We start from the raw sequence: 14,468 nt of genomic DNA on the forward strand, positions 1-14,468 counted from the left end.
TCGCTCCACAGGTGCCGGTCGCGGGTGACGGCGGAGGCGACGGCGTCGGAGACGTCGTCGTAGACGGCCGGCGGGAGGGACTGGGCGAAGGGGCGCAGGGAGAGCACCTCGCCGTCGAGGACCTGCTGGGCCGCGAGGGTGCGGGCGCCGTCGAGGACGGATCCGTCGCGGCGGACCAGGTGGTAGCCGGTCGGGGTGCCCGGCGCCTGGGTCTGGCCGGTGAGGCGCAGGATCTCCGGGTAGACGTCGGCGACGGCGATGTCCTCGGGGAGCGCGACGTCGATGCGGCTGTCCGGCGCCACGACGGTGACGCGGCAGAAGCCGGTCGCTGCGGTCGTACTCACGTGTGGGGACCCCCTGATTCGCGGTTGCGGCCGTCCGGTTCGCGGTTGCGCCCGTTCTGATTCGCGGTTGCGCACGATGCGCGCGCCACCCTACCGGGGACGGCCGGTGGGGGCTGCAAGTAGGATCGCCGTCCCATGGGGGAAGTCCGCGCGCTCGGCTGCCGACAGGGGTGGCGTGCGGATGCTCCCGCCACGAGCCCGCCTCCAACGAGGGATTGATGCGCCGGTGAGCCAGATCGTCGTCAAACGCCCGCCGAGGTCCCTTCCTCCGGAAGTGCCCGGTGAGGAGCTGGTCCTGGAGTCTCCGCCGGAACTTCCGCGGGGACAGCAGGAGTCGGCGTTGATGCAGCTCCTGCCGATGCTCGGCATGGGATCGTCGGTCGTCTTCTTCTTCATGACGCCGTCGCCGATCATGCGGATCATGGGCACGCTGATGCTGGCGTCGACGGTCGCGATGGCCGTCGCCCAGTTCGTCAGATTCCGGCGCGGTACGCAGGGGCAAATGGCCGATGTCCGCCGCGACTACCTCAAATACCTCGCGCAGACCCGCCGTACGGTCCGGCGCACGGCGCGCAAGCAGCGGGACGCGCAGCTGTATCTGCACCCCTCCCCCGAGCAGTTGTGGTCGGTGGTGGCCGAGGGTTCCCGGGTGTGGGAGCGGCGGGTCGGCGACCACGACTTCGGGCAGGCGCGGATCGGTCTCGGGGCGCAGCAGCTGGCGACTCCCCTGGTGGCGCCGGACACGGCTCCGGTGGACGAGCTGGAGCCGCTGTGCGCGGGGGCGATGCAGCAGTTCCTGGCGGTGCACGGCACGTTGGACGGACTGCCGATGGCGGTCTCGATGCGGGCGTTCTACCACGTGACGGTGTCGGGCGAGCCGGAGTCGGCGCAGGCGGCGGCCCGGGCGCTGGTGGCGCAGCTGGTGACGCTGCACTCCCCCGAGGACCTGATGCTCGCCGTGGTGGCGGCGCGGCCGGCGCAGGAGCGCTGGGACTGGACGAAGTGGCTGCCGCACACGCAGGTGCCGGGGCAGGTCGACGGAGCCGGTACGAAGCGGCTGTTCGGCGACGACCTCGGTGAGCTGGAGAACATGGTCCGCTCGAAGCTCGACGGGCGCACGCGGTTCTCCCGGGAGAGCCCGCCGGTGCTCGACCAGCCGCACGTGGTCGTGGTCCTGGACGGCGGGATGGTGCCGCCGGACTCGCTGCTCGCGGCGCCCGAGGGCCTGCAGGGCGTGACGATCGTGGAGGTCGTCTCCGGTGAGCTCGACGAGCCGCGCGGTGGCCTCTCGGTGGTGGTGCGGCCGGGCCGGCTGCGTCTGGAGTCGGGCGGCGGCTTCGCGTACGAGGGACTGCCGGACGGCATCTCGCTGCCGGCGGCCGAGGCGCTGGCCCGCCAGCTGGCGCCGCTGCGGATGGGCGGCGGGGACGACGACGAGCCGCTGCTCGCCAACCTGGACTTCACGGATCTGCTGAACCTGGGCGACGCGGCCTCGGTGGACGTGACGCGGACCTGGCGGCCCCGGTCGGTGGCCGAGCGCCTCCGCGTGCCGATCGGTGTCGGCGAGGACGGCCAGCCGGTCATGCTGGACCTGAAGGAGGCGGCGCAGGAGGGCATGGGCCCGCACGGTCTGTGCGTCGGCGCGACGGGTTCCGGAAAGTCGGAGCTGCTTCGCACGCTGGTGCTCGGTCTGGCGGTGACGCACTCCTCGGAGACGCTGAACTTCGTCCTCGCGGACTTCAAGGGCGGCGCGACCTTCGCGGGCATGTCGCAGATGCCGCACGTGGCGGCGGTCATCACCAACCTCGCGGACGACCTGACGCTGGTCGACCGCATGGGCGACGCGATCCGCGGCGAGCTCCAGCGGCGGCAGGAGCTGCTGCGTTCGGCGGGCAACTACGCGAACATCCACGACTACGAGAAGGCGCGGGCGGCGGGTGCTCCGCTGGAGCCGCTGGCCTCGCTGGTCCTGGTGATCGACGAGTTCTCCGAGCTCCTCACCGCCAAGCCCGACTTCATCGACATGTTCATCCAGATCGGCCGCATCGGCCGCTCCCTCGGCGTGCACCTGCTGCTGGCCTCGCAGCGCCTGGAGGAGGGCAAGCTGCGCGGCCTGGACACGTACCTCTCGTACCGGATCGGCCTGCGGACCTTCTCGGCGGCGGAGTCGCGGACGGCGATCGGCGTGCCGGACGCGTACCACCTGCCGTCGGTGCCCGGTTCGGGCTATCTGAAGTTCGGCACGGACGAGATGACCCGCTTCAAGGCGGCGTACGTGTCGGGGACGTACCGGACGGGCGGCCCGCGCCTGGAGATCGGGCAGCTGCCGGTGGAGCGGCGGCCCGCGCTGTTCACGGCGGCGCCGGTGCCGGTGGTGTACGCGGCGCCGGACCCGGCCTATCTGACGCAGCAGCGCGCCGAGGAGGACGACGCGCTCGCGGACACGGTCCTCGACGTGATCGTGCGCCGTCTGGAGGGCCAGGGCGTGCCGGCGCACCAGGTGTGGCTGCCGCCGCTCGACCAGGCGCCCTCGCTGGACCAGCTGCTGCCGGGGCTCGCGCAGACGGCGGACCGGGGACTCACGGCGACGGAGTACACGCGTCAGGGCGGGCTCACGGTGCCGCTCGGCCTCATCGACAAGCCGTTCGAGCAGCGGCGCGAGGTGCTGTACCGGGACTTCTCGGGCGCGGCCGGCCACATGATGGTGGTCGGCGGTCCGCAGTCCGGCAAGTCGACGATCATGCGGACGCTGATCTCCTCGTTCGCGCTCACCCACACGCCGGCCGAAGTGCAGTTCTACTGCCTGGACTTCGGCGGCGGCGGCATGGTCTCGCTGGCCGACCTGCCGCACGTCGGCGGAGTGGCGTCCCGGCTCGACCCCGAGCGGGTGCGCCGGACGGTCGCCGAGGTCATGGGCGTGCTGAACCGGCGGGAGGAGTTCTTCCGCTCGCACTCCATCGACTCGATCGCGACCTACCGGCGCAAGCGGGCCGCGGGCGAACTGCCCGGCGAGGCCTGGGGCGACGTGTTCCTGATCGTGGACGGCTGGGGCGGCTTCCGCAACGACTACGACACTCTGGAGCCGATCGTCGCGGACATCGCCGCGCGCGGTCTGGGCTACGGCATCCACGTGATCATCACCGCCGCCCGCTACATGGAGGTGCGGGCGGCGCTCAAGGACCAGATGCTGGGCCGGCTCGAACTGCGGCTCGGTGACGTCATGGACTCCGAGTTCGACCGGAAGGTCGCGGCGAACGTGCCGACCGGGGTGCCGGGCCGTGGCCAGGTGCCGGAGAAGCTGCACTTCATGGGAGCGCTGCCGCGGATCGACGGGTCGAGCTCGGCCGCCGACCTGGCGGAGGGCACGGCGGCGTTCGTGCAGGCCGTGAAGGCGAGCTGGACCGGGGCCCCGGCTCCGGCGGTGCGGCTGCTGCCGCGCAAGCTGCCGGCGGAGCAGCTGCCGAAGGGCTTCGAGTACCCGCAGCACGGCATCGCGATCGGCATCGACGAGACGAACCTGGAGCCGGTGTTCGTCGACTTCGAGTCGGATCCGTTCTTCCTGATCTTCGGCGAGAGCGAGTCCGGCAAGACGGCGCTGCTGCGGCTGATCGCCAAGCAGCTGTGCGAGCGGTACTCGCCCGAGCAGGCACGGATCGTGGTGGGCGACTACCGGCGGACGATGCTGGAGGCCGTGGCGCCCTCGCACCTCCTGGAGTACGCGCCGATGGCCTCGGCCATGCAGATGCACATGGACGCGATCAACACGGTGATGACGAGGCGGGCGCCGAAGCCCGACATCACGCCGCAGCAGCTGCGGGACCGCAGCTGGTGGTCGGGCCCTCAACTGTTCGTCCTGGTCGACGACTTCGAGCTGGTGGCCACCAACTCCGGCAACCCGCTGGCCGTTCTGGTGGAGAACCTGCCGTTCGCCCGCGACGTCGGCATCCGGTTCATCGTGGCGCGCAGCCAGGCGGGTGCCTCCCGCGCGATGTACGAGCCGTTCATGCAGCGGATGCGGGAGCTGGGCGCGCAGGGCGTGCTCCTCTCCGGCGATCCGCAGGAGGGCGACATCCTGGGCGGCGTCCGGGCGCGGCCGATGCCTCCGGGCCGGGGCACGTTCGTGTCGCGCAAGCGCGGGACGCCGCTGGTGCAGCTGGGCTGGCTGCCCGAACAGCACTGAGCGGAGCGGTCCCTCCCACTACTGTGGGAGGGACCGTCGTACCACCGCGAAGGGATTGCGCCGATGACCGACGCCCACGAGACCGCCGCCGAGAGCGCGGACGCGGCCCTGGCCGCCGAGAAGCAGCGCCAGAAGGACGAGCTGTACGCGCTCGACATCTCCGGCGCGGAGTGGCAGGGCGCCCCGGGGACGAGCCCGGACGAGGAGCGCGTGGAGATCGCGCGGCTGCCCGGGGGCGCGGTGGCGATGCGCTCGTCGCTCGACAAGGACACGGTGCTGCGGTACACGAAGGCCGAGTGGGACGCGTTCGTCCTGGGGGCCAGGGACGGCGAGTTCGACCTGCGTTGATCCCGGGGACAGGTCCTACGCGTGAGGGGGTGGCCCGTCGGAACGGGCCACCCCCTCACGCGTGTTCGCCGGTTCTCACGGCGAAGCGCGGGCTCACATCATGCGGAAGCGAGCCGCGTTGCCCTTGTCGGTGTCCTGGTAGCCGACGACCGACTCGTCGAGGAGCTGGGCGATGCGCGCCAGGTCCTGGTTCATGCCGGCCATGTCGCGGGTCAGGCGGTCCTGGCTCTCGCGGTAGGCGATCTTCGCTTCACCCTCCCAGTTGGAGGCGACGCGGTTGACCTCGGCCATGAGGTCGTCGAGCTTCTGGGTGAGGGTGCTGGAGGTGAGGCGGGTGTCGGCTGCCGCCTGCGTCACGGTGTCGTAATTGACCGCAGTGGTCATGGTGATGACTCCTGGAGTGAGAGTGGCGCGGAGGACTGGTCGGGTCGGACGGCTCAGACGCCGAGGATGGCGCTCTGGCCACCGCCGGAGCCGCTGTCCATCTGACGGAAGGACCGCATGCGGTCCTCCTCCTCCTGCGAGAACCCGTCGGCGCTCATGCGCATGATCTCCTCGAGCTTCGTGAGCTCGGCGCGCATGCTGCGCAGACGCTGGTTCAGGTCGTTCTGGACCCGGTCGTACTCCTTGCTCGCAGCGCCCTGCCAGCCCGCCTGGACGCGGTCCACCACGCCGTTGAGGGAGGTGATGCGGGCCTGGAGCTCGTCGGAGAAGTCCTGGATCCGGCCGGCGAGCTTGACTTGTTCGGCACTGGTTACGTTCAGGTCTTTCGACATCTTGCCCCTTCTTCCTTCGGTGGCTGCGACGGACCGGCCGTCGGGCCATCCGGTCGTGATGCGGACGGGAATCTTCTGATGCCGCCCCCGTGCTGGGTTCGCACTGCCGTGCCCCCAGCGGTCACTGTAGCCATTGACGGCGGCAGTTCCAACTGCAAAGGGAGGACCCGGTACTTGACCGGTGTGCGCGTCATCGGGCCTCCCTTCTGCGGCGGCTGTCGCGGATCACGGTGGCCGTCCCGGCGACCACGGCCACCAGGACACCTCCGATCCCCAACGCGTAGGTGGCGAGCCGTTCGGAGCGCTCCTGGGGCGTCTCCGACAGCGCCAGACGGGCCGGCTCGGGAGCCGGCGGCTTGGGCGGGCCCGGATCGGGCACGGGCGAGGAGGCCGGTGTCCCGGGGAGGTCGGCGAGCGCCCGGACCGGGTCGACCACGCCCCAACCGACGTGGTCGTCACGCCCGTTGATCGAGCGGACGGCCGTCTGCTCGATCCGGGCGACGATCTGGGCCGCGGTCCACTTCGGGTACTTGGCGCGGAGCAGGGTGGCGACGCCGGCGACGTACGGGGCGGAGAAGCTGGTGCCGTTGTCGACGCACTGGCCGCCGCCGGGAACGGTGGAGACGATGTCGACGCCGGGCGCGGCGACGCCCACCATGGGGCCCGACTGGGAGAAGGCGGCGCGTTCGTTGTTCCGGTCGGAGGAGGCGACGGCGAGGACGCCGGGGAAGGCGGCCGGGTAGGTCTTCTTGCGGGCCCCGTCGATGCCGTCGTTGCCGGCGGAGGCGACGACGACGACGTCCTTCTCGATGGCCCGGGCCACGGCCTTGGCCATGGGCGAGTCGGGACCCAGCGGCTGGGTGGTGTCCTGCGAGATGTTGATGACCTTCGCGCCCTTGAGGACGGCGTGGTCGATCGCCTGCGCCATCGTGTCGGACTTGCCGCTGTTCTTCTCGTCGTTCTGCCGGATCGGGATGATCGTGGCCTCGGGCGCGAGGCCGACGAAGCCGGTGCCCTTGCGAGGGCGGGCGGCGATGATGCCGGCGACCTTGGTGCCGTGGCCGACCTCGTCGACGGTGCCGTCGGTCTTGCCGCGGTTCTCGTCGCCGTAGGAGGGGTTCTCCTTGTCGGGCTTGAGGTAGTCCTTGCCCGCCTTGGCGTCGACGGCGGTGCGCAGCTGCGGGTTGACGTCGTCGACGCCGGTGTCGATGACGGCGACCCGGACGCCCTTGCCCTTGGTGTCCTGCCACAGCTCGTCGAGGAGGACCCGCTGGAGCGGCCAGGGGGTGCCCTCGATCTGCTTCTTCATGGGGAAGGTGCACTCGCCGCTGCCGTCGAGGGCCGGGCCGTCGTGCGCCCGGGCGGGCTCGGCGGCCGCCGCCGGGGCGGCGAGCAGGGCCGTGAGGGTGCCCGCGGCGAGCAGGGCGGCCGTGCGGTGCGTCGTCGTCACAGGTGCCACCCCCTAGGAACCCTGCGGCTGACGCGCGCTGTTGGTGTCGAGCCGGGGACCCTTCGACAGGAACTCCGACCATTCGATCGGGACGAGGACCGGCACGACCTTCTCGTAGCCGAGACGCTTCTGGGCATCGCTGGGTTCCGGCCTGCCGTCGGTCTGCTTCTGCTCGCCGGCACCGATCTCGGAACGGGCCGAGTCGCTGTCGCCGTTGGCCTGGACGGCGTACCGCAGGCCGGTGTCGGTGACGAGGAAGAGGGAGCCGTCGGGCGTCTTCTGCTTGCCCTGGATCTGCGTGTAGAGGAGGCCGGTGCCGGGGGTGACGTACGTGCTGCTGCCGCCGGCGGTGATGTCGGCGGGGTACTCGGTGCCGGCCCAGGTGGTGAGCGTGGTGTCGCCCTTCTCGTCGACGTCGGTGAGGACGTTGCAGACGGTGTCCCGGGCCCCCTCGCCGGTGGCGGCGTTGATCTGGGTGGACTTCAGCGTCGGCCAGCGGACGCCGTCGTGGAAGACGGTGGGGTCCGGGACGAAGGAGGAGGCGTCGACGGTGGTCGCCTTGCCGTCCATGTCCAGGTTGCCGGTCTCCGGGGAGTTGATGAGCAGCCAGGCGGTGAACGGGGTGACGGGCTGGACCTTGCCGGCGAGCACGACGTAGTACTGCGGGCCGGAGCCGGTCTGGGCGAGGAGGACCATGCCGATCCGGTTCTCGGTCCCGGTGAGGGTGTTGCCGGGGATGCCGGCGGAGGAGCCGACCGTGCCGTCGATGTGCGGGAAGTCGATCTCGTCGCCGGTCTTCAGGGTGGCGAGCCAGTCGTCGGTGACGGCCTGCGGCTCCTTGCCGAGACCGACGAGGGCGGTGAGGAGTCCGGGACGGTCGGCCTTCACCGGGTACTTGGTGCCGGTGTGGTCGACGAGGAACTGGGCGCTCCCCTTCTGCCCCTTGACGTAGAGGACCTGGCCGTCCTTCAGCTGGTTCTTGCCCCGGGTCCGTTCGGCGTCGCGCTTGGCGAAGAGGAAGGTCGCCTTCTGGACGCTGGCGCCCTTGCCGCCGCCGGGCTGCTCGCAGACGGCCCAGAGCTTCTCCGTGCCGGCGTCCTCCGCGACGGGCAGCCGGTCGGGGGCGTAGGGGATGCCGAGGATGGGCCCGCGCGGCGGCTTGCCCTCGTCGAGCTTCTTGTCGTCGACCTGGATGACCTGGAACTGGTCGGGGTTGAGCAGCAGCCGGGCGGAGGCGAGGTTGAGGACGGGGTGGAGCAGGGTCTTCTTGTCCTTGCCCTTGCCGGTCTCCAGGACGACGTACCGGGTGGTCGACTGCTTGCCGACGATGACCCGGGTGCCGGGGGTGTCCCAGCCCTTGGGGGCGGTGGGCTTGAACATGCCCCAGGCGCCGAATCCGGCGACGACGAGCGCGGAGACGATCAGACCGGGGACGACCGCGCGCAGCGGCTTCGGCGCCCCCTCCTCCGTGCCGGAGGGCGAGGGTTGGAGGAATGCCGCCACCGTGCGCTTCTTCGCAAAGGTGTACGCGTTGAGCTCGTCCCGCCGCGATGCCATGAGTCCCCATTCTCGTCAGGCGCGATCTTCGCGCGGGGCCGCCGGGGTGGTGACACCCGGGCCCCGGCCTTCGGACCGGCCCCCTACTATGCCTGCTGTCCCGTGGGGTTCGTGGGGCGGGTAGGGTGATCCGGCCGCCAAAGCCCTGGCGGGCCAGGGTCATCGGGACGAATTGAGGGGGATTCTCCATCATGGCTTCCGCGAGGCGGAGGCGGCCCGCCGCGGCCGCTGCCTCCACACCCCCGTCCACGGGGCCCGCCCCCGCGGTCTCACCGCGGCTCCAGGCACGTCCCGGACACTTCGGTTCGTTCCGATTGCAACAGCTCGTACTGATCGAGGTGGCGGCGGCGCTGCTGCTCCTCGCCTGGGTCGTCGAGCCGGTGCTGCTCGTCCCCGCCGGCGTGGTCGCCGTCGTGCTCGTCCTGCTCGCCGTGGTGCGCCGGCACCGGCGTTCGCTGCCCGAGTGGCTCGGCACCTTCCTCGCGCTGCGCGCCCGCTCGCGCCGGGCCGCCTCGCTCACGGTGCCGGAGGGCACCGAGCCGGGGTTCGCTCCGCTCGTGGAGTGCGATCCGGCGCTGCGGACCTACGCGTACAGCGACCGCGACCGGCGTCCGGTCGGGATGGTCGGCGACGGCACCTTCCTGACCGCCGTCCTGCGGGTCGAGTCGGACGGCACGGCGCTGCGCCCGGACCGCGCGGCGAAGCCGCTGCCCGTCGGGCTCGTCCGGGACGTGCTGAGCGTGGACGGCATCCGGCTGGAGTCGGCGCAGATCGTGCAGCACACGCAGCCGGCGCCCGCGCCGCACCTGCCCGCGCAGTCGATGGCCGCCCGCAACTACGGCCCGCTCCAGGCGCAGACGGGTTCGCCCGCGGTGCGCATCACCTGGATCGCGCTCAAGCTCGATCCCGAGCTCTGCCCGGAGGCGGTGGCCGCGCGCGGCGGCGGCATGACCGGCGCCCAGAAGTGCGTGGTGCGCGCGGCCGACCAGTTGGCGAGCCGGCTCGCCGGCGCCGGGTTCCGGGCGAGCGTGCTCACGGAGCAGGAGCTGACCTCGGCGCTCGCCACGTCGAGCTGCGCCAGCCCGATGGCGATCGCGCAGGCGGGCCGGGGTCAGGCGCAGGGGCGCCGGACCCAGGAGACCGCGCGGACCTGGCGGGTGGACGACCGGCGGCACACGACGTACTGGGTGGGGCGCTGGCCCCAGTTGGGCGGCCGGAACGGCGGCGCGGGCGCCTCGATGCCGCAGCTGGTGGCCCTGCTGACCTCGCTGCCCGCGCTCGCGACGACGTTCAGCCTGACGCTGAGCGGCGGGGACCGGCAGGAGGTGACGGTGACCGGACACGTGCGGATCACCGGACGCAGTGACGAGGAACTGGTGGCCGCGCGGCACGAGCTGGAGCGTGCGGCGCGCGGGGTGAAGACGGGGCTCGTACGGCTCGACCGGGAACAGGTGCCCGGCATCCTGGCGACGCTTCCGCTGGGGGGTGCGCGCTGATGTCCACCGCCTCCTTCGGCACATCGCCGGCCCCGGGCGCGCCTTCCGCCCGGCGTACGGGGCGGGTCTCCCGGCCCCGGTTCGGTTTCGGGCTCGTGGGGCCGCGCCGCGACCGGCACTCCGTACCCCTGGAACAGCTGGAGGCGCTGGCCCTGCCGGTCGGCGACGACGGCATGGTGATCGGCGTGGACGCCGAGGGCCGCCCGGCCGTGCTCGGCATCAACCGGCCCGTCCCGTACGACGTCACCCTCATCGGCGGTCTGTGGACCGCGCAGGTGCTGGCCCTGCGCGCGGCCGCGACCGGCGCCCGGGTGGCGGTCGAGACCGGCCGCGCCCAGGCGTGGACGGCCCTGGCGCAGGCCGCGGGCGGCGGACAGCCGTGCATCACGCTGCACGACGTGGGCCGGGTGCCGCCGCAGGGCGCGTCGGCGGGCAGTCCGGTGGTCGTGGTGCGCGACTGCGGCATGCGGCCGCCGCGCGGCCGCGTCGTCTCGGCGCCCTGGCAGTCCGTGGTGACGCTGCTGCCCTATCTGAGCCCGGTCGCGCCCCGGCTCCTGGAGAAGTCCTCCCTGGTCGGCGTCCAGCGGGTGTCCCCCGACGAGGCGGCCCAGATCGGCCGCATCATGAACCTGCCCCGGAACGAGTACGAGGCGCTGTCCACGCTCGCCGACGGCGTGACCCTCTGGTGCACGCCGAACGACCGCCAGTTCGTGATGACCCAGGCGACGGACGCCGAGACCGGATTGTTGGGCGGCGCCCGCCGGATGGACTGAGTGGCGGCCTCATGACATGGAACCGTTCAAGTACGTCCGTTTTTGCATCGTTTTGAGCGGTGGGGGTTCTCACTCTGCGGCGCGGCCGGGTCACTTGGGGCCCGGACCGGGTCGCGGAGGCGGGTGCGGCGGGGTCGTCGGCCCTGCCCCGGGGCGGCCCGCGGCGTTTAGGGTGGAAGGGCCCCGCCCACAACGGCACAAGGGTGCTCGACCACACCAGGAGGCAAAGTGAACGGCGATCGCGACGAGATCCACGGGGGTTGGAATCCGCCCGCCGACGATCAGTCCGACGCGGATCCCGCCGAGATGACGGGTGAGTTCACCATCGACTACACCCCGCCCGCCTGGTACACGCAGAACGCGTCGGGCGGTGCGGGAGCGGGCGGTGCCACTCCCCCGCCGCCGAGCGGAGCGCCGGTCGCCGTGCCGGGCCTCCCGGCGAACAGCGGCTTCGAGCCCGGCTGGAACGTCGCGCCGCCGGCCCCGCCGGTGGTGCCGGCCGCGGTCCCGCCCGCGGCGCCCGCGCCCGCGCCCGCGCCTGCGCCTGCCCAGTCGGTCGAGCCGGCCGCACCGGTGACGCCCGCGGCGGTTCCTCCGGTGGGGGTTCCTCCGGTGGGGGTTCCTCCGGTGGGCGTGCCGGGGGGCTCGCTGCCTGGTGCGCCGGTGCCGGGTACGCCGGTAGCCGGTGCGCCGGTGCCGGGTACGCCGGTAGCCGGTGTGCCTGGTGCGCCTGCGCCGTCCGCTTCCGTGCCGTCCGCCCCGGCGCCCGCGCCCGAGACCTCCGCCCCCGCGGCCTCCTTCGGGGGCGGGGACGTCGAGAGCGGCGCCACCGTACGGTTCTCCCCCGCCGCCCTCCAGCGTGAGATCGCGGAGCGGACGGCGGAGGGCGCGGAGGGCTCCGCCGAGTCCGTCGGTGCGGTGGACGCCGCCCAGGACTCCCCCTCGGCCCCCGAGGAGTCCGCCGCCTCGGACGCGGCGGAGACCGGGACCGCCGCCGAGACCACGGACGGTTCCTCGAGCACCGACGGCGACGCCGCGGCGGACACTTCGGTGGCTCCGGACGCGTCGGACACTGCGGAGGCCGCGGATGCTTCGGACGGCGAGAAGCCGGCCGAGACCGACGACACCGCGAGCCCGGAGGACGAGCAGGCCGCGCCCGTCGCGGAGACGGAGACGGTCCCGGAGCCGGACGGCGAGGCCGGCACCGAGTCGGAGACCGGCGCGGGCGTCCCGGCCGACGCCCCCGCTCCCGGCGCCGGCCCCCTCCCGGCCGCTCAGCCGGCCGCCGACGTGCCGCAGGGCTTCGGTCCCGGCGCGGCCCCCGGTCCGTACGACACCGCGGGGCAGCAGGCCGGCGGCGCTCCGGGGCCCTTCCCCGGCACCCCGTACCCCGGGCCCCACCCCGCCGGGGGCCCGCAGGCCGGGGCCGGGCTGCCCCCGCTGCCCCCGTCCTTCCAGCCGGCCGCCCCCGAGCCCGCGCAGCAGTGGCCCGCGCAGCCCCTCCCCGGCGCCCAGCCGGTGCCGCCGGCCGCGCCGCTGCCGCCCACCGCCGCCTGGCCCGCCCCCGAGGCGTCCGCGCCCGGTGCGCCCGGCCCCGTACCGCCGCAGGCCCAGCCCCAGGCGCCCGGTGCCTACGGCTACCCGCAGGCCCCGCAGGACCGCCAGGCTCCGCAGCCCCCGGCGCCGCAGGGCGGTTACGGCTTCCCGCAGCCCGGGACGCCCCCGCAGCAGGCCGGTTACGGCTACCCGCAGCAGCCCGGCGTGCCCGGCGGCGTCCCGCCGCAGGCGCAGGCGCCGGGCGGCTACGGCTATCCGCACCCCGGCGCCGTGCCCCCGCAGGCGGCGCAGGCCCCACAACCGCCGTACGACGGTCAGCCGCCGGTGGATCCGCGGACCGGCGCCGCCTGGCCCTCGCCGGTGACGCACGACCAGCGGGAGCGGTCCGTGCCCGGCGCCCCGCTCGGGTACAACGCGGCCGTCGAGCTCTCCTCCGACCGGCTGCTGCGCAACAACAAGCAGAAGCCCAAGTCCAGCCGCAACCCCGGCGCCGCCAACCGCTTCAAGCTCGGCGGCAAGAAGGAGGAGGCGGAGCGGCAGCGCAAGCTGGACCTGATCCGGACGCCGGTCCTCTCCTGCTACCGGATCGCGGTCATCTCCCTCAAGGGCGGTGTCGGCAAGACCACGACGACCACCGCGCTCGGCGCGACCCTCGCCACCGAGCGGCAGGACAAGATCCTGGCGATCGACGCCAACCCGGACGCCGGCACGCTGGGCCGCCGGGTGCGGCGCGAGACCGGGGCGACGATCCGGGACCTGGTGCAGGCGATCCCGTACCTCAACTCGTACATGGACATCCGCCGGTTCACCTCGCAGGCGCCGTCCGGTCTGGAGATCCTCGCCAACGACGTGGACCCGGCCGTCTCGACGACCTTCAACGACGAGGACTACCGGCGCGCGATCGACGTCCTCGGCAAGCAGTACCCGATCATCCTCACCGACTCGGGCACGGGTCTGCTGTACAGCGCCATGCGCGGGGTCCTGGACCTCGCCGATCAGCTGATCATCATCTCCACGCCCTCCGTGGACGGCGCCTCCAGCGCCTCGACCACCCTGGACTGGCTCTCCGCGCACGGTTACGCGGACCTGGTGCAGCGCTCCATCACGGTCATCTCGGGCGTCCGCGAGACCGGCAAGATGATCAAGGTCGAGGACATCGTGCAGCACTTCCAGACCCGCTGCCGCGGCGTCGTGGTCGTGCCCTTCGACGAGCACCTGGCGGCCGGCGCCGAGGTGGACCTCGACATGATGCGGCCGAAGACCAGGGAGGCGTACTTCCACCTCTCGGCGATGGTGGCCGAGGACTTCACACGGGCGCAGCAGGCGCAGGGGCTGTGGACCGGTGACGGCCAGGGCGCCATGCCCCCGCACATGGCCCCGCCGATGCCGGGCCAGCCGATGCCCGGGCAGCCGATGCCGGGCCAGTTCGCGCCGGGACAGCCGATCCCCGGTCAGCCGATGCCGGGACAGCCGATCCCCGGCCAGCCGGTGCCCGGGCAGGCGCCCGGCCCGATGCCCGGCCAGTTCGCGCCGGGGCAGGCTCCCGGTCAGCCGATGCCCGGTCAGCCGTACGCGCCCCAGCCGCCGCAGCCCGGCCGGCCGTACCCGCCGCAGCCCCAGGCCGGTCAGCAGCCCTACCCGCAGCCGGGGCAGCCGATGCCGGGGCAGGTGCCCGGCCCGATGCCGGGTCAGTTCGGCCCCGGTCAGCCCGTCCCCGGTCAGCCGTACGGGCCCCAGGCCGGCGCGCCGTACCCGCCGCAGCCCGGTCAGCAGGGGCAGCCCGGAATGCCGCAGTCCTGGCAGCAGCCGCAGGACGTAAGCGAGGGCCGGCCGGGGCAGCCGCTGCCTCCGCAGGCGGACCCGCAGGGCCCTCCGCAGGCGCCGCCAGCCCCTCAGCAGTAGGGCGTCACAGGATTAGACCAATGAGGCTCCGTATCGGCTCACCGATACGGAGCCTTTTGGCGTTCCCGCAGTCCACAAGGGGTTT

At 73.1% G+C, this 14,468-nt stretch carries 10 protein-coding genes; 5 read left to right on the top strand and 5 right to left on the bottom strand.

Going from position 1 to position 14,468, the window contains the following annotated elements; all coding sequences use genetic code 11:
* A partial coding sequence (locus K7G60_RS07775) for an EsaB/YukD family protein (RefSeq protein ID WP_308080402.1) occupies positions 1 to 344 on the bottom strand: 344 nt, incomplete at its 3' end.
* Positions 345 to 570: 226 nt separating this feature from the next.
* Here K7G60_RS07775 and eccCa point away from each other — a divergent pair.
* Together eccCa and K7G60_RS07785 are read left to right on the top strand one after the other, a co-directional pair.
* A complete protein-coding gene (eccCa, locus tag K7G60_RS07780; protein ID WP_225800065.1) occupies positions 571 to 4,524 on the top strand; it encodes a type VII secretion protein EccCa in 3,954 nt (1,317 codons plus the stop codon).
* Between the two features lie 63 nt (positions 4,525 to 4,587).
* Positions 4,588 to 4,872 carry a DUF397 domain-containing protein gene (locus tag K7G60_RS07785; protein ID WP_225800066.1) on the top strand — a complete coding sequence of 95 codons (285 nt, stop codon included), beginning with the start codon at positions 4,588 to 4,590 and terminating at the stop codon, positions 4,870 to 4,872.
* A 93-nt stretch (positions 4,873 to 4,965) separates the two neighbouring features.
* Here K7G60_RS07785 and K7G60_RS07790 read toward each other — a convergent pair whose 3' ends face one another.
* The 4 genes from K7G60_RS07790 to eccB all read right to left on the bottom strand — a co-directional run bounded on the left by K7G60_RS07790 (position 4,966) and on the right by eccB (position 8,655).
* On the bottom strand, positions 4,966 to 5,256 hold the full coding sequence (locus tag K7G60_RS07790) for a WXG100 family type VII secretion target (RefSeq protein ID WP_086824141.1): 291 nt from the start codon (positions 5,254 to 5,256) through the stop codon (positions 4,966 to 4,968).
* A gap of 53 nt (positions 5,257 to 5,309) precedes the next feature.
* The gene (locus tag K7G60_RS07795; protein ID WP_225800067.1) at positions 5,310 to 5,648 is read right to left on the bottom strand and encodes a WXG100 family type VII secretion target; all 339 of its coding nucleotides are present in this window, start codon (positions 5,646 to 5,648) and stop codon (positions 5,310 to 5,312) included.
* A gap of 190 nt (positions 5,649 to 5,838) precedes the next feature.
* A complete protein-coding gene (gene mycP / locus K7G60_RS07800; protein WP_225800068.1) occupies positions 5,839 to 7,098 on the bottom strand; it encodes a type VII secretion-associated serine protease mycosin in 1,260 nt (419 codons plus the stop codon).
* Positions 7,099 to 7,110: 12 nt separating this feature from the next.
* A complete protein-coding gene (gene eccB / locus K7G60_RS07805) occupies positions 7,111 to 8,655 on the bottom strand; it encodes a type VII secretion protein EccB (protein WP_225800069.1) in 1,545 nt (514 codons plus the stop codon).
* A 191-nt stretch (positions 8,656 to 8,846) separates the two neighbouring features.
* On the opposite strand from eccB, the gene eccE reads away from it, so the two are divergent.
* From eccE to K7G60_RS07820, 3 genes are all read left to right on the top strand, one after another.
* On the top strand, positions 8,847 to 10,151 hold the full coding sequence (gene eccE / locus K7G60_RS07810; protein ID WP_225800070.1) for a type VII secretion protein EccE: 1,305 nt from the start codon (positions 8,847 to 8,849) through the stop codon (positions 10,149 to 10,151).
* Complete coding sequence (locus K7G60_RS07815) at positions 10,151 to 10,924, top strand: hypothetical protein (RefSeq protein ID WP_225800071.1); 774 nt, start codon at positions 10,151 to 10,153, stop codon at positions 10,922 to 10,924. The genes eccE and K7G60_RS07815 overlap by 1 nt, the downstream gene beginning before the upstream one ends.
* Before the next feature lie 228 nt (positions 10,925 to 11,152).
* Entirely contained in the window at positions 11,153 to 14,383 is a 3,231-nt protein-coding gene (locus K7G60_RS07820; protein ID WP_225800072.1) for an SCO5717 family growth-regulating ATPase, read from the top strand.
* Positions 14,384 to 14,468: the final 85 nt, after the last annotated feature.

This window comes from Streptomyces sp. NK15101 (assembly GCF_020400725.1).
Taxonomy (GTDB): domain Bacteria; phylum Actinomycetota; class Actinomycetes; order Streptomycetales; family Streptomycetaceae; genus Streptomyces.